This window comes from Polaribacter sp. IC073 (assembly GCF_007997075.1).
Lineage (GTDB): Bacteria > Bacteroidota > Bacteroidia > Flavobacteriales > Flavobacteriaceae > Polaribacter.
On the sequence record NZ_VORS01000003.1, the window covers coordinates 325,188 to 347,344 of the forward strand.

20 protein-coding genes are annotated in these 22,157 nt (G+C 32.1%); 1 reads left to right on the top strand and 19 read right to left on the bottom strand.

Annotation, left to right across the window (positions count from 1 at the left end; all coding sequences use genetic code 11):
- Positions 1–28 precede the first annotated feature (28 nt).
- The 19 genes from ES045_RS06765 to ES045_RS06855 form a co-directional block, all read right to left on the bottom strand.
- Positions 29–1,162: an aminotransferase class I/II-fold pyridoxal phosphate-dependent enzyme gene (locus ES045_RS06765; protein WP_147114521.1), complete on the bottom strand. Its 1,134-nt coding sequence runs from the start codon at positions 1,160–1,162 to the stop codon at positions 29–31.
- A 350-nt stretch (positions 1,163–1,512) separates the two neighbouring features.
- Positions 1,513–2,574, bottom strand: coding sequence for a hypothetical protein (locus ES045_RS16590; RefSeq protein WP_223267197.1), 1,062 nt, complete (start codon positions 2,572–2,574; stop codon positions 1,513–1,515).
- 21 nt (positions 2,575–2,595) lie between these two features.
- Positions 2,596–3,201, bottom strand: coding sequence for a sugar transferase (locus ES045_RS06775; protein WP_147114394.1), 606 nt, complete (start codon positions 3,199–3,201; stop codon positions 2,596–2,598).
- A complete protein-coding gene (locus tag ES045_RS06780; RefSeq protein ID WP_147114398.1) occupies positions 3,201–4,400 on the bottom strand; it encodes a sugar-transfer associated ATP-grasp domain-containing protein in 1,200 nt (399 codons plus the stop codon). The genes ES045_RS06775 and ES045_RS06780 overlap by 1 nt, the downstream gene beginning before the upstream one ends.
- A gap of 2 nt (positions 4,401–4,402) precedes the next feature.
- Positions 4,403–5,008 carry a sugar transferase gene (locus ES045_RS06785; protein WP_147114401.1) on the bottom strand — a complete coding sequence of 202 codons (606 nt, stop codon included), beginning with the start codon at positions 5,006–5,008 and terminating at the stop codon, positions 4,403–4,405.
- On the bottom strand, positions 5,001–6,164 hold the full coding sequence (locus ES045_RS06790) for a glycosyltransferase family 4 protein (RefSeq protein WP_223267198.1): 1,164 nt from the start codon (positions 6,162–6,164) through the stop codon (positions 5,001–5,003). The genes ES045_RS06785 and ES045_RS06790 overlap by 8 nt, the downstream gene beginning before the upstream one ends.
- 176 nt (positions 6,165–6,340) lie before the next feature.
- Complete coding sequence (locus tag ES045_RS06795; RefSeq protein WP_147114404.1) at positions 6,341–7,132, bottom strand: glycosyltransferase family 2 protein; 792 nt, start codon at positions 7,130–7,132, stop codon at positions 6,341–6,343.
- A gap of 16 nt (positions 7,133–7,148) precedes the next feature.
- Positions 7,149–8,222: an EpsG family protein gene (locus ES045_RS06800; protein WP_147114408.1), complete on the bottom strand. Its 1,074-nt coding sequence runs from the start codon at positions 8,220–8,222 to the stop codon at positions 7,149–7,151.
- Complete coding sequence (locus tag ES045_RS06805; RefSeq protein ID WP_147114410.1) at positions 8,222–9,190, bottom strand: glycosyltransferase family 2 protein; 969 nt, start codon at positions 9,188–9,190, stop codon at positions 8,222–8,224. The genes ES045_RS06800 and ES045_RS06805 overlap by 1 nt, the downstream gene beginning before the upstream one ends.
- 7 nt (positions 9,191–9,197) lie before the next feature.
- A complete protein-coding gene (locus ES045_RS06810) occupies positions 9,198–10,298 on the bottom strand; it encodes a polysaccharide pyruvyl transferase family protein (RefSeq protein ID WP_147114413.1) in 1,101 nt (366 codons plus the stop codon).
- Positions 10,299–10,301: 3 nt separating this feature from the next.
- Positions 10,302–11,597 (bottom strand): Coenzyme F420 hydrogenase/dehydrogenase, beta subunit C-terminal domain, encoded by a 1,296-nt coding sequence (locus tag ES045_RS06815; protein WP_147114416.1) that lies wholly within the window; start codon positions 11,595–11,597, stop codon positions 10,302–10,304.
- Positions 11,598–11,601: 4 nt separating this feature from the next.
- The gene (locus ES045_RS06820) at positions 11,602–13,116 is read right to left on the bottom strand and encodes an MATE family efflux transporter (protein ID WP_147114419.1); all 1,515 of its coding nucleotides are present in this window, start codon (positions 13,114–13,116) and stop codon (positions 11,602–11,604) included.
- 50 nt (positions 13,117–13,166) lie between these two features.
- On the bottom strand, positions 13,167–14,492 hold the full coding sequence (locus ES045_RS06825; protein WP_147114422.1) for a UDP-glucose dehydrogenase family protein: 1,326 nt from the start codon (positions 14,490–14,492) through the stop codon (positions 13,167–13,169).
- Positions 14,493–14,578: 86 nt separating this feature from the next.
- Positions 14,579–15,916 (bottom strand): nucleotide sugar dehydrogenase, encoded by a 1,338-nt coding sequence (locus ES045_RS06830; protein ID WP_147114425.1) that lies wholly within the window; start codon positions 15,914–15,916, stop codon positions 14,579–14,581.
- Between the two features lie 58 nt (positions 15,917–15,974).
- A complete protein-coding gene (locus ES045_RS06835) occupies positions 15,975–16,331 on the bottom strand; it encodes a four helix bundle protein (protein WP_147114429.1) in 357 nt (118 codons plus the stop codon).
- 64 nt (positions 16,332–16,395) lie between these two features.
- Positions 16,396–17,376 (bottom strand): SDR family oxidoreductase, encoded by a 981-nt coding sequence (locus ES045_RS06840; RefSeq protein WP_147114432.1) that lies wholly within the window; start codon positions 17,374–17,376, stop codon positions 16,396–16,398.
- 100 nt (positions 17,377–17,476) lie between these two features.
- Positions 17,477–18,802: a UDP-glucose dehydrogenase family protein gene (locus ES045_RS06845; RefSeq protein WP_147114435.1), complete on the bottom strand. Its 1,326-nt coding sequence runs from the start codon at positions 18,800–18,802 to the stop codon at positions 17,477–17,479.
- 754 nt (positions 18,803–19,556) lie between these two features.
- Positions 19,557–19,985 (bottom strand): adenylyltransferase/cytidyltransferase family protein, encoded by a 429-nt coding sequence (locus ES045_RS06850; RefSeq protein ID WP_147114438.1) that lies wholly within the window; start codon positions 19,983–19,985, stop codon positions 19,557–19,559.
- 668 nt (positions 19,986–20,653) lie between these two features.
- Positions 20,654–21,031, bottom strand: coding sequence for an HU family DNA-binding protein (locus tag ES045_RS06855; protein ID WP_147114441.1), 378 nt, complete (start codon positions 21,029–21,031; stop codon positions 20,654–20,656).
- Positions 21,032–21,696: 665 nt separating this feature from the next.
- On the opposite strand from ES045_RS06855, the gene ES045_RS16725 reads away from it, so the two are divergent.
- Positions 21,697–21,828 carry a hypothetical protein gene (locus ES045_RS16725; protein WP_262712858.1) on the top strand — a complete coding sequence of 44 codons (132 nt, stop codon included), beginning with the start codon at positions 21,697–21,699 and terminating at the stop codon, positions 21,826–21,828.
- Positions 21,829–22,157 lie beyond the last annotated feature (329 nt).

Genomic DNA, 22,157 nt, shown 5'->3' on the forward strand with positions numbered 1-22,157 from the left:
TTTTATATTTAGAATGAACTTCGCGAAGTTACAATAATTTCTTGATTGACTTTGCAATTCGGTCTCTATCCGACGTTGTCAAATTAGATCCAGAAGGCAAACACACCCCTTTCTCAAATAACGCTTCCGCTACTGCAGCGCCATAATAGGCACAGTCTTTAAAAACGGGTTGCAAGTGCATTGGTTTCCATAGAGGGCGAGATTCTATGTTGTCTTTTTCTAGTTGCAAACGCAATGCTTGGCTGGTAAACCCTGCTTTCTCCTCATCTATAACAATACAGCTCAACCAATGATTTGAATGGTATTCTTTCGCAGGTTCCGTAAAAACAGTAACCCCCACAAACTCCTTAAAAAGTTCTTGATAAAAGTGATGCATGTCTCGGCGAAACCCAATATGTGCATCCAACACTTCCATTTGTCCTCTTCCAATACCCGCAACAATATTGCTCATTCTATAGTTATATCCAATCTCAGAATGTTGGTAATGCACTGCTGTGTCTCTCGCTTGCGTGGCTAAGAACACTGCTTTATTTTTAGTTTCTTCGTTTCTGCAAACCAAAGCACCACCACCAGATGTTGTGATGATCTTATTGCCATTAAACGACAGGATTCCGAAATCTCCAAAGGTGCCACATTTTTGTCCTTTATACGTTGACCCTAATGCTTCTGCAGCGTCTTCAATTAACACAATTTCATACTTCTTTGCTATTGCAGCAACGGCGTCTATTTTTGCTGGCATTCCGTACAAATGCACCACGATGATTGCTTTCGGTTTTTTCCCTTTAGAAATTCCTGCTTCAATTGCTTGCTCTAAATATACAGGACATAGATTCCAGGTATCCTTTTCGCTATCTACAAAAACAGGATTTGCTCCTTGGTACGCTATTGGATTTGCCGATGCTGAAAACGTAAAACTCTGGCAAAGCACATCGTCTCCATGTGTAACACCAGCCATCACCAATGCCAAATGTATTGCCGAAGTGCCAGAAGTTAAACACGCTACTTTAGAATTTTCTTTAACATAATTTTCTAAATCTTTTTCAAAACCATTCACATTAGGTCCTAATGGGGCAATCCAATTTGTATCGAAAGCCTCTTGTACGTATTTTTGCTCTGTGCCTCCCATGTGTGGAGAAGAAAGCCATATTTTAGATTGTTGCATGGGTTTTATCTTTTTTAAAATTGTATTATTTTGAAAAATATTATTTTTCATTATTGACTTCTAAAAACTCCTCAAAATAAATTGGATAACAAACATCATAATATAGGTTTTTATTAAATCTCGATTAGAGTAAGCTTTTTTTCTTTTTAATATTCTTTTTATTTATAAAAATTACAAATTAAAAAAGTCCTAAATGTAAATTATTTAACATAGATTTTATTTTTTTTTCATTGATAATATTGCCACATTTAAGCCCTAGAAACTATTCCTTTTTTAGCGAGCGTAATAACGCTTTTTAGGATATAACTGTTTTAAGATAGATTCTTATTTAATAAAAGGTACATTTCTTTTTATTTTTTCAGCAACTCTGTTTCTTTCATCAGTATAGGTAAAGCATCCACATCTCTTAAGAAAATTAAATCCTTTTCAAACTCGTACATTTTGTAACTATGGTCAAAATCCTGGTCATTATTTAACAATCTAACGGTGTCTGATGCAAAATTAGCGCCAGCAGCAGCAAAGCATTGCGTAAAGGCTACATGCCTAACGTTAATTTCAGTAATATATGGTTTTCCGTTTTCATTCTCTTTAAAATCTACTGTAAAAAAACCGTGTTTGTTGGCTTTCGTATATTTAAATAGATGTTCCATTGCTCTGATTGCTCCTTCTACTAATTTTGGTTCGTTTAAAAGTCGACCAAAGGAAGTATTTCCTGTAATGCCAGATGGTGCTACCTTTGCCATTATATAATTTACTCTTTCCGCACATGCTGTTCTTAAAAGTTTGCCATTATAGTATAACATTTTACAGGCTAAATTTCTACCAAGTAAAAATTTACTAGCAATAAACTCTTGCACGTTTGGATTTATTTGAATCCAGTTTTTTAAAGATTCTAAATCTTTAACCCTCAAAGAGCCTAAACCACTTGTACCACTGGTGCTTCTTACCCAGAAATTTTGACCTAAAACTTCAAAAACAGTATTTAGATCCGTTGAATTTCTCGAAAAAGTAACTGATGGAGGTACAATATCTAAATCCTTTAAAATTGCTGTCATTTTTGACTTATCAACTAATAATTCTGCTATAGAAAAATCAGGCAATAACACTTTACAAGGCAATGACTGATTTTCTTTTCTCTTACTCCACTCCATTACTTCTAATTCAGGAAGTATAACGGCAGCATCGATATTGTTTTCTTTAATTATTTTTTCAATTTCAACCCAGTAATCTGGACTAGAAGCTGGTGGTACTAAAAATGTTTTATTAAACAATTCATTTTGATATAAACCGTAAGCGAGCGGATTTATATCCGTACCAAACAATTCAAACTTTTTATAAAAGCTGTATTTTTTTAATGCAATTGCAAAACTTCTAGGTGTTGGACCACCCACTCCTGTAATTAATATTTTCATTTTATGCTATTTATGTATATGTTAATTGCTCCCATCAAAAGGTAGCATAGGTCTCTCTTCTTTTTGGTTTACGCCTTCTTTTTTTATTACTTTCATCAATGTCATCCATAATATTTTCATATCCAGCATAAAACTGACATGATTTATGTAATATACATCCAATTTAAACTTTTGAGTCCAAGAAATACTGTTTCTTCCATTTACTTGAGCCCAACCTGTGATCCCCGGCAGAACCTCATGCCTTTTGAGTTGTTCATCGGAATACAAAGGAATATACTTGAATAACAAGGGTCTTGGTCCAATCAAACTCATATCCCCTTTCAATACGTTTATTAATTGTGGTAATTCGTCAATAGAAGCCTTTCTAATTATATTACCTATTTTTGTTATTCTTTTATAATCAGGCAACAGCGCACCATCTTTATCCTTTTCATCTGTCATCGTCTTAAACTTTATAATACTAAATTTTTTTTTTTTGTAACCCGGTCTTTCTTGGAAAAATAAAGCATTGCCTTTATTTTGCCTCCGTAAAATCACATAGGTAATTATGATGATTGGTAAAACTAGACTTAACGTTACTAAAGACAAAGTAATATCTAAAATTCTTTTAATAAACAAGCTATACATTATTTCAGATAAGAAGTTAGTACAGATTTTAAACCTTTTTTAGCAGGCAATTGCCACAGTAATTTACACCAATCATGGTTTCCTTCAATAAAACCAGGACCATTTTCAGTGATTACAATATCCCATCCAATAGAACGGTTTTGTGGATATAGTTTTGCGGCTTCCTTCACCATTATTAAAGTTTCGGACCAAAATGGAACTTGAAAACCAACAATAGGAACTCCAGTTATTGGATGAATGGTCTGCTCTTCTTTAGTAATATCGCTATAAACACCAGCATCGGTAATTTTTCCTGTATGCTCGTCTATATTAGCCGCTAAATTACCTGCTGCCATATTATCAATAGGTAAGTTTACTGAAATTCTTTGACGACAACCTAAAAGTACTACTTCATTATTCTTATCTAGTTGCGTAAAAATCCGAACTGTATTTACTCCAGAAGGGGAGAGGTTATTTAAATCGGGATGTTGGATAATAAATTCTTCGACTAAGTCAAATTGATTATTAGCCATATAAGTAATTATAGAGTTTTCATCAAAGTCTTTAGCACTTGCCACTTTAACTCCTGCACCACATTTTCCATCAGATGACTTAAACACTATTTTTCCAGATGGATTTTCTAAAAGTGTCTTTATTGACTCCTTATTGTCTTTTAAATCTTGTAAATCAGCTACCGTATGAATAACATATTTTTCATAAGATTTGAAAAACTGGCGCTTATCATCTAAAATGACACGCTCATCTTTAGGGTTCATTATAAGCTGGTATTCATACATATAACCTGTTCCTGCCCACTGTTCTTTCTCTAGTTTAGTTTTATCTAAATTTATTATTGCCCCTGAATACTTAATTTCTCTCAGTTTTTTTTCTCCTTCTAAATTTGTTATTATTATTTTTGGAGAAAGCTTTTCTATTATTCTATCTAATCTCTCATTAGGCGACTTAATGTCTAGTGGAGCGTAAAAATTTCCACTATAATTAATTCCTAAAAAAGAAATTATACTTTTTCTTGACTTTGGTAAAAAAACACCTATTGGTTGATTATGCGCTACTCCCAATAAATTTATTTCACTCGCTATTTTTATTGCTTCTTCTCTTAAGTTTAGAAAAGTAATAGTACCATTATTATCTTCAATAGCTATTTTTTTACCAAATTTAGCTACAGTTTCTTCAAGGTAATTTATTATATTAACTATCATCTTTAATTTTCTCCTTTAAAAGCAGTTGTTGTTGCTTGATTTTCCATATTAACTCCTTCTGCTTTAAATACTTTTGCGAATGTCATAAAAAAGATTTTCGCATCCAATAAAAAAGACAAGTTTTCTACATACCAAACATCATATTCAAATTTTTTCTCCCAGCTGATTGTATTACGCCCATTAACTTGCGCCCAACCCGTAATACCAGGTCTTACATTATGTCGTTTTTTCTGCCTTGTAGTATACAACGGTAGATATTCTGGTAATAAGGGTCTCGGCCCTATGAGACTCATATCTCCTTTTAAAACATTGATCAACTGAGGAATTTCATCTAAAGATGTTTTACGTACAAAAAGACCAACCGGAGTTAACCTTGCTTCATCTGGCAGTAATTGTCCATGAATTCCTTTTTTATCGTTCATGGTTTTAAACTTAACCACCTTAAATATTTTTTCATTTTTACCCGGTCTTTTTTGAAAGAAAAAAGGTCTACCGTTATTAGCAAAAGCTAACCCTATCATCACAATTAAAAAAACTGGGGACAGTACAATTAGTCCGAAAAAAGCTGCGAGAAAATCAAACAGAGGTTTTATAATATTTTTATACATTGTTTAAAAGTAAATTATATTCTGAAAGCAAGGCGTGCCATACAAGAATTTGTTCGTAGCGGTTCACAATCATTTCGCGACTATTGTTCTTCATTTTTTCAAATTGAGACTTATCTTTAATCATAATAATCATAGCATCTTCAATGGCATTTATATCTTTTACGGGAATAATAAAGCCATTTTTATTTTCTTCAATTATTTCATTACAACCATTGATGTCGGATACTATACTAGGCAATCCCATAGCTCCTGCTTGCATCACTACGTTAGGGAAACCTTCCCGATAACTTGGAAAAACCAAACAATCTGAAATAGCTAAATAAGGACGTACATCGTTCTGATAACCTACTGCAATAATATCAAAATCTTCTTGCATAATTTTTACCGTCGTTTTCTCTAAAGGATCTAATTCTCCTTCTTCCGAACCTACCAACAGTAATTTAACGCTCTTATCTGTTTTATTCTTTAATTGTATAAAAGCACTAACTAATTCATTTATTCCCTTATCACTAACCAATCTTCCAACAAATATAAAAACAAAAGCTGTCTCTTTTATTTCTAATTTATTTTTCAAATTTGTTCTTTCCTCTTCACTTATCTGTTTGCGACTAAAGTGATTCGTATCGATACCATTAGAAGATCCATTAGCAATTAACTTCAATTTATTTTTTGAAGTAAATTTTTGTTCTAAAATAAAATCATATAAGCCTTTAGAATTAGGGTATATTTTAGTAGCACAAGCATAAGTTAATTTTTCTACAGCATTTAATACGTATCGTTTTTTACCTGTTGCTTCCATTAAAGGTAATCCTGCAATGGTGTGTAGGCGATGTGGTACGCCTGCTAATTTTGCAGCCATCATACCAATAGTTCCTGCTTTCGGGGTATGACTATGTACAATTTCTGGTTTTTCTTTTTTCAAAAATAAATACATTTTCCATAATGATTTTAAATCTTGTAAAGGGGTTATTTTACGAGACATATCTATCCCTTGTACTCGTATTTGTTCTTCGACTGCTACTTGTTGTAATCGTTCCCCTCTTGAAGAAACCCCAACCACTTCAAAACCTTGTTCAGACATAAAACGATGCTGGCCCTTTAGTAATCCACTTAAAGATTGAGGTACTGTAGTTATGCGTATTATTTTTGGTTTCATTAATCTATTAAGTGTTTAATATTTTTTTTTACTAATATCTACTTGAATTTCATCTATATAATATAGTAACCCTTTCATTTTACCCTACATCTCTTCAGATTCCAGCATACGTGTCCAATATTAGTTCTATAAATTTTTGAATCTCATTCAATAATAACTTGTAATACGAATTTATCCTATTCTACTACCTTACTAAACCTTATGCTTCTTGGTATCAATAATCTATACATAAATTTTATAAAATAAAGAAACAGTGGAAGTAACACAATACTCTTTAGACAATATTTACTACTTAGTTTTATTGAATTCATTTGATAGGCTTGCCCTTTTGAAGCTTCAAATGACTGATTCTTATGTATCCTGTGAAAATTTAATTCTTGAGGCATTATTGCTAGCTGTTTTTTATTATCAAAAGCTAACCGATACCACAGTTCTGCATCAAACTGGGATGTTCTTTCCTCGTCATATATTGCATCTTCTTTTTTAATGATTACTGAAGAATGTGAAATAATAGATTTATACAACATCTTTTTAGGGATAATCTTTTGATAAGTGAAATTTTTAAAATTTTTAAAATTAACTTTATTTGTAAACAAACCTGTTTTAGCCGCCAATACAGACAAACCTGGGTTTTCTTTCAAAATATTCATTTGAGCTTCTAGTTTATTTGGGTGCCAAATATCATCGGCATCTACGATTGCAATCCATTGTCCTTTGGCCTTCGCAACCCCAAAATTTAAAGCCTTACCTCGCCCAAGACTACCAGGTTCGTGTAAAATAATTTTATTTTCAGGATTAGCTTGCTTAAAATCATTTATTATAGAAACTGTATTATCCGTTGATCCATCATCAATTATGATGTGTTCGTAATTTTTAAAAGTTTGATTATATACAGATTGAAGTGTTTCTTCTATAAACACTTCTCCATTCTTTACAGTAGTAATTATGGAAACTAAGATATTCGCCATTTGTAAATTTTAACAATTATTTTAATAAAACTTTATATGCTTTGATCATAAACACACAGAAAATAAGAATACCTAACTTTAAATGAACATACTTAATTTTTATTTTAGGATCAATTAATAAAGGAAATATGAGGATTATTGGCATCATAAACTCAGCTAGATAACCTAATCGCAACCCATACTCACTATTTATTAACACAATATAAGGTACATGTATTAACATATAAGCGTTTACAATCCATTTATAAAAATCATTTTTGTATTTTAAAATAAGTATGTTATAAACAGCAAATACTACCGGAAAAAAACCAAAAATAACGAAATTCATCCAAAAATCTCTCTCTCCTTCATTCACGGCATAGGTATCCATTCTAGAGGCAAATGTATCAAAAGCTTCAACAACAGGCATTATAATGTTAATTTTTAAAATGCCTAATAAAATACTAATTGACCACAATACAAAAATAGCTTTTGTATTCTTAACAAATCGTGTTAAAAATAAAAAAAGAACAGGCACAAACATTGAAATATGAAATAATATACTAAGAATAATCAACAAGATAACTTTCCAAGTATTACCCTTTTCATAATAAACACCTAGCCCTAATAACAGTAAAGATGCTGCGACACCACTTCTAATAGCACTTATACCATTACCAAAAAAATAAGGAGAGATTAAAAAAACAAAAAAAGCCAAATAATATTCTTTTTTAAATATTTTTTTCAGACCATATAATGCTCCAAACACATATAAAAAAGCGCAAAAAATCAATAACGTCTGAAAGTCAGAAAATCTAGAAATTAAAAAAGACAATAAATCATAAAATAAATCTTTTCTAATTTCAAACTCTTGAAGATTCTTATAATACAAAAAAGCATTTTCATACCTTATCGTATCTACACCAATATAGACATTTCTATTTCCAATATAGTACACTGTAAATAATGCAAAGGAAATCACTGGAATAGTGAATGAAAATTTAGGTCGTTTATTTTTAAAATAGCTTAAGAAAGATAATATTATTAGTATACCTATAAATGATATTAAATAATGATAATAATCCTGTATGTAGAAAATATTATCGTTCATTATTTATAATAAAGTTTATTTAATAAGGTACTATTGAAAAAAAAAGCAGCGACCTCAAATTTAACACTAAGCTCTTTTATCTTAATCGGATATAAATCCATTAATTGCAACTTAACTTTAAAGTCTTTCACTTCTTTATAAATTAAACCATCTGATTTCATCCTAATAAACAAAGAAATAATAAGTTGCTCTATTTTTTTGGTAATACCTTTATAAACTGAAGAATTTTTATTAAAATTGACACGATGCAGGATTAAATGATCTATTACTACCAACAAATCGCTTAATAATTTTTTTCGATGTATTTTATTCTTGTTATTTACCGTAGAACTTGGTCTTACAACCTGGTTGTAAACCAAATTTTGTGCGTAGGCAACTCTTTTGCTATAACTCATAAACTTGATAACAAACTCTTCGTCTTCATGATATATTCCTTCTGTAAGCTGCAATTTATGTTTACTTATTATAGATTTTTTATATAAATACCGGCACATAGAGCCGGAAATGGCAAACTTATTCATAAAGTCACCACCGGTAAACACTTTATGAAGAATGGTATAATTTTCTTCCTTATCTTTTAGTCTCTCATAATTCTCATCATATTTTCGAATAACAATAGGTAGTATATCTAAATTTCTTTTTTCGATATACTCTAATGCTTTTATTAATTCATCTGCATCAATAAAATCATCTGAATCTAAACAAAAAATATATTCTCCTTTCGCTTTTGCAAAGCCTAAATTTCTCGCAGTACTTTGCCCTCCGTTTGCCTTATGAAGCAATTGTAAATTCGCATACTCTTTTTTTAAATTTTCTACAATTCTAGAGCTATTATCAGTGGAACCATCGTTAATTACTATAATCTCATATTCATTCAATAATAATTTGTTATTTTTATATATAGAGCGAATGCATTTTTCTATGTAAACTTCGGTATTGTATAAAGCTATTATTATGGAAATTTTCATTTAACGATTAAATATTAGAAAGTAAAAAGTTTTTAGATTCTTTTTTTAATAGTGCTAATTTGGCATTGACTAATTGATAATCAATTTTATTATGAAGCAAGGTATCAATTTGATTTTTATCTTCTTGATAAATCAACCTTAAATCAAGGTTTAATTTTTTTAATAAAGAATTAAACCTGCTCATTCCTCTTTCCGGATTACCTATCGTTATGAATTGTTTATTAAAAATTATAGAAAAAACAGTACCATGAAAAGAATCTGTAATAATAAAGTCTGCATTTTTTAAATGATACAACCATTCGCTTATAGATGGTTTTTCAATGTTTTTATCTTCCCTTTCTTCTAAGTGAATTGTGTCAATATTTAAATTTAATTTATTAGAAACATCTTTAATTATATCTTGCTTGTCAATCGAAGCATCTAGCACGTAGTTAAATAACCCTACTTTCTTATCTAGAACCTCCATTTTAATAATGGATTCATAAAATGAAACATCAGGTAAAAATGTGGGATCTAATACATGAGTAGCATTCTCGTGTCCAAAAACATTTTCACAAAGAGCTACGCCTGTATCTTCACGAACAGAAACTGCATTAAAGTTACTTAGAAGTTTACTAACCTGTTTTTTAGACGCTTCATCACCCTCCCAAGCATCTACTCCAAAGGATGCTGCATATGAAACCTTATTTTGTTTAGAGCTCAGAAAGTTTAAAAAATATTGTTCAAAATTATTTTTCACATACTTGTGCCTCCAAACCTGATCACTACCTACAACTACAGTATCAAATTGTTGAGAAACCCTCTTCAAATCAATTTCATTAAAGACTTCGTCTGTTTTATTTTCAAAATAATTATCGATAAACGCATGAACTTTTTTTAATTGAAGTCTTCGTTGTGTATGATTATTATAATCATATAATTTATAAAACGGATTATGAGTTAAAATTTTTTTTATTAAAACTTTTAAATTAGATTGATTGTATTTTTTATCGATTATATATGGTTCAAAACCTTCTTCTTTTAAATAATGATATAGCGCCGCAACCTGAATAATACCTCCATAATTATTCAAAAGAGGCATCGTTAAAAGACCTATTTTTTTTTTCATCTATTATTTTCTTATTTTGTGATTAATTTTAGTGGCAACTTTTAATATAAAAAGATAATATTTCATTTTTTTATTAAAAATTGAAGCGTTTTTATTAAGTTTCCATATGGCCAAACTTTTACGTCTTACCATTCTCCTAGAAACTTGGACTAATTTATAAGACAGCTTTATTTTCTTTTTAAATTTTATTCGTTTCTTTAGCTTAACACCTGCTATTTTTTTTCTAAAAAAAATAGAATCTTGCCTATGGGTAAAACTTCCTTTCTGAGACTGAATTATTTTTTCTTTTGACACAACATCAATTGTAAGTAAATTTGCTAGCTTACCTTTTTCTATCAATTCATTTGCTATTGTATTTCTTGTAATTATAATACTATTACCTAATCCATCTTTTTTATATTCAGGCAACCATGCATCTCCCAAGGAAATATCTGCCAATTCAGTTGTAACGTCATCGCAAAAGTCACAAGCATTAGCTTTAAATAATCCAGTTCCCCACATATCTCCAACATTACGCATTTTTAATTGATGAAAATTATTATTTTTATCATAGGCCCCAAAAGAATAATCAGATGCAAGTGAATCTTTATCTTTTATTCGATACTCTTGATTTTTGTAATCTCCTTCTATACCTGATTTTTGAGTTAAATAATCAGTAAAAAATTTACTTTTAAAACCTCCACAAATAATCCCAACTATAAATGGAATTTTATCTCTATATTGTGGATAATAATATTGTTTTAAGCGTATGGCTTTTACAAAACAAGCTACGCCGGAAACTGCTACTTTACCTTCTTTACCGTCTATCTCTCTAAATAGTCTTTCTAAAGTTACTGGTATATACCTTGTTTTAGACATATTTTTTATTTCTTTTATATTATCAAACCATTGATATTTATAAGTCCCTGCGACCTCTTTAACAACAAAGAGATGGTCTACTATTTTTTGTTCTAATAATTGTTCAAAAATAAATGTAGCTATTCCTCCAGATGAAGAAGTTTTACGAAATTGATTTGAGTACCCAATATAAGTGCTTTCATATCTACCAATTCTGTCATCTCTATTTTTTGAATTTGGAAGATACAAGTTCGCTAATTTATCTTCATCAAAAACATCAGCTTCTGGTTCTGGATTAAATGGGCATAATTTTATTGCATCTTCAGAAAATTTTTTAGTGGTATCCGGCACCAAAAACCCACTTTCATTCCATACCATAGAACTTGACTGGGATTCAGAAACACATAAACCACATCCTATACACATATTTTCCTCTACAATATCTTTTATTTCAAAACTCATTTTTTTAAATTTTTCTCAAGAAAATATTTTTAATAAATTTTTTTTCTGATTTGGTTAAACCTAATAGAGTAACAACACTAATATTTATAGCAACAATCAAAAGAGTTCGTAATATAAAATTAATCCATAAATTTTCGACATGAATTAAAGAAAATACATAAAACAGTACAGTTATAGTAAGTGAAAACACTAAAATTATTGGCGTTAAAACTTTCTTAAAATAATGAAAAACAGGAAAATACAATGTTTTTTTCAAAAAATACAACCTAAAGAAAAGCGTTATAACAGAAACAACAATCATCACTTTAAAAACGATTGTTGGCGGAAAAAAGAATACCTTTAATAAAAAATAACTTATAGGTAGGTTTAAAAAAACTAAAGTACCAACAATAATTTGATACCATTTAATTTTACCTGTGGCTTGAACTCCTGTCATTAGAGAACCTGACATAGAGTCAATCAACATCACCATCAATAATAATCTAATAAAATCATTAGTATATTTAGGCACTTGAATTAGCCAAATATTCAAAATAAACTCGATATTATACCATATTGGAAGAATTATAAGTAGGGTTAAAAAGAATGAAAATTTTGAGCTCTGAAAAATTAATCTATATGTGCGTTGTAAATCGTTTTGAGCGTAACTTTTGATTATTTGTGGATTTGCCGCTAACTGAAAATTATTTACAAAAACACGTAATGCGCTCTGTACCTGCATTGTAACTCCGTATGCGGCATTAATTATTGTTCCAAAAAATAAATTTAACACTAAATTATTACCTTGTCCTCGGGCTACAGCAGCTAAATTACCAAATAAATTCCAGCCTGAATAAATCAATAATTCCTTAAAATAAGTTTTATCATATTGTAGTTTAAATTTAGATTCCACAAATTTTTTCCTACAATAAATTTGATAAATAACCCTAATTAACAATACCACTATAAAAGATAAAAAACCGTATAAAATAAGTTTATCTGTTCCAAAACTAAACAATAAAAAAACTGCTCCTAATTTTAAAATAGCTTCCAAAATACTTACAAAAGCAAAAACTTTCATACGTTCTCTTGCTATTATTAATGCATTATATGGTACCTGAATTATTTTTACAAAAAAAGAAAAAACTGAAAACTGATAAATAATATTGGCTGCATATAATCTATCTTCCGGTAATACCATTTTACAATTCACGTACCAAAGCCCAATTGTTTCAGCTAAAAGTAGAACCAAAATAGCTATACCAAAATGTATAGTTAAGCTTATGCTAAAAGTTTTGGACAACTTATGAATATCATTATTTCCGATATCAAAAGATAAGTACCGTTGCGTTGCTGTGGCCATTGCAGAGTTAAAAAAACCTACCATTGCAACAATACCAGCAACTAAATTATAAATACCATAATCAGACACTCCTAATAAATTAAGCACTTCTCTTGAGGTATATAAGGTTACTCCCGTAATTAGGAACATTCTTATATATAAGAACATGGAATTTTTAGCTATTTTGCTTGAAGACATCTATAATACTATTTTTCTTATTTAAAATATAAGTAAGTTTCTTTTAAGGATTAATTCTTTCCAATCTGGAAATATTCAAATCCTTTTTCCTCTAAGCTGAAAGCATTATATTGATTTCTTCCATCAAAGATTATAGGAGTTATTAATTGTTGTTTTATTTCTACAAAATCCGGAGATCTAAATTCTTTCCACTCTGTTAAAAGGATTAATGCATTCGAATCTTTAACAACATCGTACTTAGAATCTAAATATGAGATATTTTCTACATCTTTCAAATAAAACTCCCGTGCTTCTTTCATGCCTTTTGGATCATAGGCTTTTATTTTAGCCCCTCTTTTTACTAACTCTTTAATAACATAAATTGATGGTGCTTCTCGCATATCATCCGTTCCGGGTTTAAAGGCTAACCCCCATAAACCAAAAGTTAATCCTGTTAAGTCTTCGCCAAATCTTTTTACAATTTTCTGAGCTATCACTAGTTTTTGAGCATCATTCACCTTCTCTACAGAAGCAATTAACTTCGCGTCATAATTATTTTCTTCCGCTATTTTTCTTAGTGCTTTGACATCTTTCGGAAAACAAGAACCTCCATAGCCAGCTCCTGGGTATATAAAACTATAGCCAATTCTATTATCTGAACCAATACCAATTCTTACTTGATTTGCATCTGCTCCTACCCTTTCGCAAATATTTGCAATCTCATTCATAAAGGATATTTTTGTTGCCAACATTGCGTTTGCAGCATACTTCGTCATTTCTGCCGAACGCACATCCATTGTTATAAAACGATCGTGGGTTCTGAAAAAGGGAGAATACAATTGTTTCATTAACTCAAAAGCATACTCAGAGTCTGCACCAATTACAACTCTATCCGGTTTCATAAAATCCTCAATCGCTACTCCTTCTTTTAAGAACTCAGGATTTGAAACAACATCAAATAACAAGTCCGATTTCCTAGTGTCTAATTCTCTTTGAATCGTTGCTTTTACTTTATCCGCAGTACCAACAGGTACTGTAGACTTATCTACAACCACCAAACGTTTCACCATTCTTTTACCAATAGATTCTGCAACAGCTATTACGTACTGTAAGTCCGCAGCACCATCAGCTCCCATAGGGGTGCCTACAGCTATAAAAACAATTTCTGCTGTTTTAATAGCATCTGCTAATTCTGTTGTAAAAAAAAGGTTTTTATTTTTTAGATTTTTTAGAACCATTGGTTCTAAACCAGGCTCATAAATAGGAAGAATTCCGTTATTTAATTTTTCAATTTTCTCTTTATCGATGTCTACACAAGTTACCTTATTTCCCATTTCTGAAAAACAAGTCCCTGAAACCAAACCAACATAACCAGAACCTATAACAGCAATATTCATTATTTCTCTTTTATTTTTGAACCTTTTTCTTAATTCTCCGTTGAAAACATTACTTTATTTATTACTTATAAAGCACTATTCTTATTTTATAAATTCTTATCTTTTACTTCGTCAGCAAGAATATTTTTCACATCATATACAACAGCAATCTCTTTTTTTAAGGCAGCAAAATCCAACTCTTTAAACTCATCATGCGACACCGTTAAAACAACCCCATCAAATTTCTCTTTAGGCAGCTCTTTTACAGAAACTAAATTATATTCATGCATTACCTCTCCTACATTAGCCCAAGGATCATAAATAGTCACATGTACTCCGTATTCTTTTAAAGCCGCGATTACATCCACCGCCTTCGTATTCCGAACATCCGGACAGTTTTCTTTAAACGTAATTCCTAGCACTAAAATTTCAGCATCTTTAATCCGAATATCTTTTTTAATCATCAATTTTACAACCTCAGCAGCCACATATGCTCCCATGCTGTCATTCATGCGTCTTCCTGCCAAAATAATCTCAGGATTATAGCCATAGTCTTGTGCCTTTTGTGCTAAATAATACGGATCTACACCAATGCAATGTCCGCCAACCAAACCTGGTTTAAAAGGCAAGAAATTCCACTTAGTTCCCGCTGCTTCTAAAACATCGTGGGTATTGATGTCCATTAAATTAAAAATCTTTGCCAATTCATTTACAAACGCAATGTTAATGTCTCTTTGTGAGTTTTCTATTACTTTTGAAGCTTCTGCAACCTTAATGGTGGGCGCTAAATGCGTACCTGCAACAATCACAGACTTGTATAAATCGTCTACTTTTTTACCTATCTGTGGGTTCGAACCTGAGGTTACTTTTAATATTTTCTCTACGGTGTGTTCTTTGTCTCCTGGGTTGATTCTTTCTGGAGAATAGCCTGCAAAAAAGTCTACATTGTATTTTAGCCCTGAAACGCTTTCTAAAACCGGAATGCAATCTTCTTCTGTTGCCCCTGGATATACTGTAGATTCATAAATAACAATGTCTCCTTTTTTAAGGACACTCCCTACTGTTTCACTTGCCTTTATTAAAGGTGTGAGAATAGGTCTGTTGTTTTTATCTACAGGCGTGGGAACGGTTACGATGTAATAGTTGCACTCTTTTATTTTCTCTAAAGAGTTTGTACAAAACAACCCGTTTTCTGTTGTAGTGTCTTCCACTAAAACAGCTTGTAAAGTATGGTTATCTACTTCCAACGTGCTGTCTACCCCAGACATTAACGCTGTGATTCTCTCTGTATTGATATCAAAACCTACAACCGGATATTTTGTAGCAAAAAGTCTTGCTAATGGCAAGCCAACATATCCTAAACCTATAATTGCGATACGGGGATTAGTGGTGAGTGCTAGGTGCTCGGTAGTGGTAGCGTTTATATTTTGTATTTCTTTTTTCATTTTCTTTTTTTAAAGACTAATACTAAAATTAGTATATAGTGTTTGGTGTTGATTATAATTACAATCTTGTTTTTAAACTTTTAACCATACTATACAATTGCTTTCTAATTAGTAATAACTTTTCATTAAAATCTTTTTGCTCTTCTATAAATTTTAATCTAACAGCTATTTCCATCTGGGTATCCAATTCTCCTAAAGAACCCAATGATATGTATATAAACTGTATATATTCTTTTGTGTTTTTTCTCATAAAGCCTTCCGAAATATTAGAAGGTATTGAAACACTACATCTTCTAATCTGTGATATTAACCCATACTTTTCTTCCTTAGGGAAGTTCGCAGTCATTTTATAAACATCTTCAACCAAATTCATAGAATTTTGCCAAACATTTAAATCCCTGTAACTTAATATCATTCTTTTCTTTTTTTTATCACTCTTCACACACCACCAGTCACACTTCACTCAACACTCTTCACCACTAAAGATTTTCCCAATACCAACTGACAGCTTCTTTCAATCCTTTTTGTAAAGAATACTGCGGATTGTACTTTAATAAGGTCTTCGCTTTGGCTACACTTGCATGTGAATGCGGAATGTCTCCCTGTCTATTCGGTCCATTTATAATCGCAACATCCTTAATTTCTGGATTAAATTCAGACAAATATTCTTTCAAATACCCCATCAAATCATTTAAGGTATTCCGATCTCCATAAGCGACATTATAAACGGTATTCACCGCTTTTTTATCTGCCAACAGACTTAAAAAATTTGCTTGTACAACATTGTCTATGTAGGTAAAGTCTCTTGAATAATTTCCATCTCCGTTGATTACTGGAGACTCTAAATTCATCAATTGGCTCACAAATTTTGGAATTACGGCTGCATACGCTCCATTAGGATCTTGTCTGCGCCCGAAAACATTAAAATAACGCAAGCCTATTGTTTCTAAACCATACGTTTTAGAAAAGATATCTGCATATAATTCATTTACATATTTTGTAATGGCATAAGGAGAAAGTGGCTTCCCGATTGTGTCTTCAACCTTTGGCAGCGCTTCCGAATCTCCGTAGGTAGAAGAACTTGCGGCATATACAAATCTCTTTACATGGTTATCTCTTGCCGCAACTAACATGTTTAAAAAACCCGTAACATTTACCTCATTTGAAGTTATTGGGTCTTGAATAGATCTTGGCACAGAACCTAAAGCAGCCTGATGTAACACATAGTCTACTTCTTTAGTCGCTTTTAAGCAATCGTCTAAATTCCGAATATCGCCTTCAATTAGCGTAAAATTCTCATGATTCTTAAATCCTTCTAAGTTTTCTCTTTTACCTGTCGCAAAATTATCTAAACAAACAACATTGTTTCCTTTTAATAATAATTGTTCACATAAATTAGACCCTATGAAGCCGGCGCCTCCTGTAACTAAAATATTTTTACCTGCTAAATTAACTTCCATTTCAATTTTTTCTTAATGGCAAATGTACATAAAAGGTTTTTTTTTCAATTGAATTTCTAAATCAATTTTAAAAAAACAACTGACAGTATCTAAAACAGTACTACTCTTTCCCTATTTGATAATACTCAAATCCTTTTGCTGCTAAATTAAAGGCATTGTACTGATTTCTACCATCAAAAATAACAGGATGCTTCAATTGCTGTTTGATTTCTATAAAATCTGGAGAACGAAACTCTTTCCATTCTGTTAATAAAATGAGTGCATCCGCATTTTGTAACACTTCATATTTAGAAGTGCCATAGGTTATATTTTCGATTCCTTTTAAATAAAACTCTTTTGCTTCTGCGATTGCTTTCGGATCATAGGCTTTCACTTTTGCGCCTCTCTTTACCAATTCTTTTATTGTATAAATGGCAGGTGCTTCCCGCATGTCATCCGTTCCTGGTTTAAACGCCAATCCCCACAATGCAAAAGTCATTCCTGTTAAATCTTCTCCAAAGCGTTTGATTACTTTATTGGAAATGACTAGTTTCTGTGCATCATTTACCTTTGCTACAGAAGCTATTAATTTTGCATTGTATCCGTGTTCTGCTGCTATTTTTTGCAATGCTTTCACATCTTTCGGAAAACAAGAACCACCATACCCTGCACCTGGGTATATAAAACTGTACCCGATTCTTTTATCGGATCCAATACCAATTCTAACCTGATTGGCATCTGCACCGACTCTTTCACAAATATTTGCAATCTCATTCATAAATGAAATTTTGGTCGCCAACATGGCATTGGCAGCATATTTTGTCATTTCTGCAGAACGAATATCCATCGTAATAAAACGGTCATGCGTTCTAAAAAAAGGAGAATACAATTGTTTCATCAACTCAAAAGCATGCGTTGAATCTGCACCAATGACCACGCGATCTGGTTTCATAAAATCATCTATGGCAGCGCCTTCTTTTAAAAACTCTGGATTCGAGACCACATCAAACAACACTTCTGATTTTCGGATATCTAATTCCGCTTGAATGGTTGCTTTCACTTTAGCCGCGGTACCAACAGGCACCGTAGACTTGTCTACAACAACCAATCTTTTTTGCATGGTTTCTCCGATGGACTTTGCGACCGCTAAAACGTACTGCAAGTCTGCTGCTCCATCCGCTCCCATAGGAGTTCCGACGGCTATAAAAACGATTTCGGCGTCACTAATTGCTTTTCCTAAATTCGTTGTGAAAAATAAATTTTTATTTTGTACGTTCTTCAGCACCATCGCTTCTAAACCGGGTTCAAAAATAGGAAGGATCCCTTTTTCTAATTTTTCAATTTTATTTTGATCGATGTCTACACAAGTAACGTTGTTTCCCATTTCTGAAAAACAAACACCAGAAACTAACCCTACGTAGCCAGAACCTATGACAGCTATATTCATTATCTATTTATTTTTTTCGCTTACGCGAACGTTCTTCTAAAAGTTGACGTTGTTTTTGTCCTACTCTAAGTATTTATATTGTTTCTGACTTTGACGTAGATATTGACTTTGTTTTGTCCTACTCTAAGTATTTGTCTTTTTTATGACGTTGACCTTGACTTTGATATTGTCCTAATCGAAGTCTTTGTCTTTTTTATGACGTTGACTTTGACTTTGACGTTGACGTTGACTTTGACTTTGATATTGTTTTTGTACTACTCGAAATCTTTGTCTTTTTTTCTGACTTTGACCTTGACTTTGATATTGTCTTAGTTTTAGTTTCTGACTTAAACGCTAACATTATCCCCATTCCTAATCTAGTCTTTGTCTTAGTCTTAGCCTTTGTATTACTTTGACTTTGTTTTTGCCCTAATCGAAGTCTTTGTCTTAGTTTTAGTCTTACTTTAACGCTGACATTATCCCCATTCCTAACCTAGTCTTTGTCTTTGTCTTTGTCTTACTTTGACGTTGACCTTGACTTTGATATTGTCCTACTCTAAGTCTTAGTCTGACTTTGACGTTGACATTGACTTTGTTTTGTCCTACTCTAAGTCTTTGTCTTTGTCTTACTTTAACGCTGACATCATCCCCATTCCTAATCTAGTCTTTGTCTTTGTCTTTGTCTTAGTTTTAGTCTTTGTCTTAGCCTTTGTCTTAGTCTTAATTCTACTTTGACCTTGTTTTGTCCTACTCGAAGTATTTGTCTAAGTCTTTATCAAGGCTTTTTTTTTAAGTTTTCTTTTTCTTGTACTTCTCTTCTGAGTCCGCTGCTAGAAAAACGGTGTTCTCTTTTGTTAAAGTACAACTCGATCCCTTTTTCTTCACAATATTGTCTTCCACTAAATTGCTTACTAGCATATTCATCTCCAATAATACGGACATCAATTTTAAACGATCTTAAAATATCTTCTAAATCTTGCTCTGTAGCGTAGGGCACAATTTCATCCACATATTTACAGCCATTTAGCTGAATGTATCTTTCTACGACAGACTGTACAGGCCTATTTTTTTCAGGCCTATCTATTGTAGGATCTGTTTGCAATGCACAGATTAAGTAGTCGCATTGATTTTTTGCATCCTCTAACATGGTGATATGTCCGGCGTGCAATAAATCAAATGAACTGAAGGTAATTCCTATTTTCATCTTTTCATTTTTGACAAATGTAGTGTTAATTTTTTAGTTTAAAAAGGGGTGTTTTTCACCTGATGTTGCAATGGCTGTATTTCGAACATCATGCACAATTTCAATAGAAGGTTGTACTTCCTCTAACCTGAAACCGGCATTGCGAAGAGGTACGACACGGCAATCTTGTTGTTAGTCAGCCGTCATTGCGAGGAGGTACAACGCGGCAATCTGTTTGTGAATCACTCCTCCCATGAGATTGCTTCCTGCCTCGCAATAACAGATTCGAGTGGAGAAATGACGGATTCGAGTGGCATTACCAGGAGGTACGACGCGGCAATCTGTTTGTGAATCACTCCTACCAATGAGATTGCTTTGTGCCTCGCAATGACGAATTCGAATGGAGAAATGACGGATTCGAGTGGCGCAATGGAGGTTTTAGGGTTTTCGCTCCTAGACAAAACCCCGAAGAAACACACGATTACCCTGCTTAAAAAGAAATAAAAAAAAAGAAAGGATACTTTTTTAAAAAGTATCCTTTCTTTTACTTAAAAGTACCGCTACTTTTTGCAAAAAGTTACCTATCTTTTTACAAAAAGTATGGGAAGTTTTTGAGGTAAGAATGAAAAAAGAAGAAAAAAAAAGTCCCGATATAGCATCGGGACTCCTTAAACAATGTACAATACCTATTATTTGAATGTGAAATCCACATTGTTTAGCATCGAACGCAAACGTTTGTCTGGTCTAAAATTGATATGCGCTTTTTTAATAGCACTTACCGACAACTCCTCTCTTGTAGCCATCCCTTCTGAGTTTATTCCTATTTGAAAAGACCCCAACTTATCTAGCTTTACAATTTTGCCTTGCGCTAACTCATCTGCTACATTGTGCAACAAAGACAACAAAACGGCATAACAGTCTGCTTCTCTTACCGTACTTTGATTGGAAACTAAATACGCCAACCTTTCTAAATCGGTTGTACCTGTTGCAATTGCTTGTGCATAAAACTTATTGGCCGCTACTCTGTCCTGCGGATTAGGACGTTCTATTACTGTTACTTTTACCATAATGGTTTCCTTTAAAAATTTAAAAATTACAACTTTTATTTAAAGAGATCGTTGTACGACATCTCTATCTTCGCTTTAAAAACTCTGTGACAAGCACCCAACCACGCACGATTTTAAGTGGTAAAACATTAAGCAACAACCACCTAATGGAGTTCGTGAAAATAAAATTAAGTCATACCTTACCTGGCAGCTCGATGTGCTGCATTAAAAATTATACTAATTTTTTTGGTAAGTTTTAAGAAGTATTGTAATTTTGAAGTCTAGAATCAAAACAAAACACTTCTTAAAGTGTTACCATTTTAAAAAAGTCTTTAAGCACCAACTTGAAGGCTTTTTTGATATGTGTAAATATACAATTATCATCTACACCCGATATAGCATATTAACTTAGACTTATTAACATTTTAAAGATTGTTTTGTGAACGATTCAAGATCTTAAGTAGTTTTGGTACACTTATCTACAAAACAGCTGCATAAAGCGCTCTTAAGCGCTTTTAATAAATTTACTTTTCATCTTTTGAAGAGGCTTGTGCTGCTATTAGTTGTTAATTCCCTAATTTTTACAGTGTATTTTTAATGAATTTGGTCATTGATCGTTAGCAAACAACACTTTAGAACAACTCTTGTATGGATGGTTGCTTTTTACTGAAACAAAACGAGTTCAAATGCATCAAATATCTGAAGTACAGGTTCTTGCAAATACATTTCCCCCTCTTTTAGACGTTGATGTTGATGTTGATGTTGATGTTGAAGTTGATGTTGATTTTGACGTTGACCTAGACATTGTCCTAATCTAAGTATTTGTCTTTTTTTCTGACTTTGACTTTGACGTTGACATTGACCTTGTTTTTGTACTACTCGAAGTCCTTGTCTTTTTTTCTGACGTTGACCTTGACTTTTACTTTGACTTTGATATTATCCTAATCTAAGTCTTTGTCTTAGTCTTCGTTTCTGCATTTAACGCTAACATTATCTCCTTCCCCAGCTAGTCTTTGTCTTTGTCTTAGTCTTTGTCTTTTTTCTGACTTTGACGTTGACTAAAACGTTGACTTTGTTTTTGCCCTAATCGAAGTCTTTGTCTTCGTCCTAGTTCCTGCCTTTAACGCTAACATCACCCCCTTCCTTA

What these genes read in the sequence shown, in the direction of transcription:
- ES045_RS06765 (WP_147114521.1), bottom strand. Translation starts at nt 1,162, where the DNA reads ATGCAACAATCTAAAATATGGCTTTCTTCTCCACACATGGGAGGCACA.
- ES045_RS16590 (WP_223267197.1), bottom strand. Translation starts at nt 2,574, where the DNA reads ATGAAAATATTAATTACAGGAGTGGGTGGTCCAACACCTAGAAGTTTT.
- ES045_RS06775 (WP_147114394.1), bottom strand. Translation starts at nt 3,201, where the DNA reads ATGTATAGCTTGTTTATTAAAAGAATTTTAGATATTACTTTGTCTTTA.
- ES045_RS06780 (WP_147114398.1), bottom strand. Translation starts at nt 4,400, where the DNA reads ATGATAGTTAATATAATAAATTACCTTGAAGAAACTGTAGCTAAATTT.
- ES045_RS06785 (WP_147114401.1), bottom strand. Translation starts at nt 5,008, where the DNA reads ATGTATAAAAATATTATAAAACCTCTGTTTGATTTTCTCGCAGCTTTT.
- ES045_RS06790 (WP_223267198.1), bottom strand. Translation starts at nt 6,164, where the DNA reads ATGAAACCAAAAATAATACGCATAACTACAGTACCTCAATCTTTAAGT.
- ES045_RS06795 (WP_147114404.1), bottom strand. Translation starts at nt 7,132, where the DNA reads ATGGCGAATATCTTAGTTTCCATAATTACTACTGTAAAGAATGGAGAA.
- ES045_RS06800 (WP_147114408.1), bottom strand. Translation starts at nt 8,222, where the DNA reads ATGAACGATAATATTTTCTACATACAGGATTATTATCATTATTTAATA.
- ES045_RS06805 (WP_147114410.1), bottom strand. Translation starts at nt 9,190, where the DNA reads ATGAAAATTTCCATAATAATAGCTTTATACAATACCGAAGTTTACATA.
- ES045_RS06810 (WP_147114413.1), bottom strand. Translation starts at nt 10,298, where the DNA reads ATGAAAAAAAAAATAGGTCTTTTAACGATGCCTCTTTTGAATAATTAT.
- ES045_RS06815 (WP_147114416.1), bottom strand. Translation starts at nt 11,597, where the DNA reads ATGAGTTTTGAAATAAAAGATATTGTAGAGGAAAATATGTGTATAGGA.
- ES045_RS06820 (WP_147114419.1), bottom strand. Translation starts at nt 13,116, where the DNA reads ATGTCTTCAAGCAAAATAGCTAAAAATTCCATGTTCTTATATATAAGA.
- ES045_RS06825 (WP_147114422.1), bottom strand. Translation starts at nt 14,492, where the DNA reads ATGAATATTGCTGTTATAGGTTCTGGTTATGTTGGTTTGGTTTCAGGG.
- ES045_RS06830 (WP_147114425.1), bottom strand. Translation starts at nt 15,916, where the DNA reads ATGAAAAAAGAAATACAAAATATAAACGCTACCACTACCGAGCACCTA.
- ES045_RS06835 (WP_147114429.1), bottom strand. Translation starts at nt 16,331, where the DNA reads ATGATATTAAGTTACAGGGATTTAAATGTTTGGCAAAATTCTATGAAT.
- ES045_RS06840 (WP_147114432.1), bottom strand. Translation starts at nt 17,376, where the DNA reads ATGGAAGTTAATTTAGCAGGTAAAAATATTTTAGTTACAGGAGGCGCC.
- ES045_RS06845 (WP_147114435.1), bottom strand. Translation starts at nt 18,802, where the DNA reads ATGAATATAGCTGTCATAGGTTCTGGCTACGTAGGGTTAGTTTCTGGT.
- ES045_RS06850 (WP_147114438.1), bottom strand. Translation starts at nt 19,985, where the DNA reads ATGAAAATAGGAATTACCTTCAGTTCATTTGATTTATTGCACGCCGGA.
- ES045_RS06855 (WP_147114441.1), bottom strand. Translation starts at nt 21,031, where the DNA reads ATGGTAAAAGTAACAGTAATAGAACGTCCTAATCCGCAGGACAGAGTA.
- ES045_RS16725 (WP_262712858.1), top strand. Translation starts at nt 21,697, where the DNA reads ATGCATCAAATATCTGAAGTACAGGTTCTTGCAAATACATTTCCCCCT.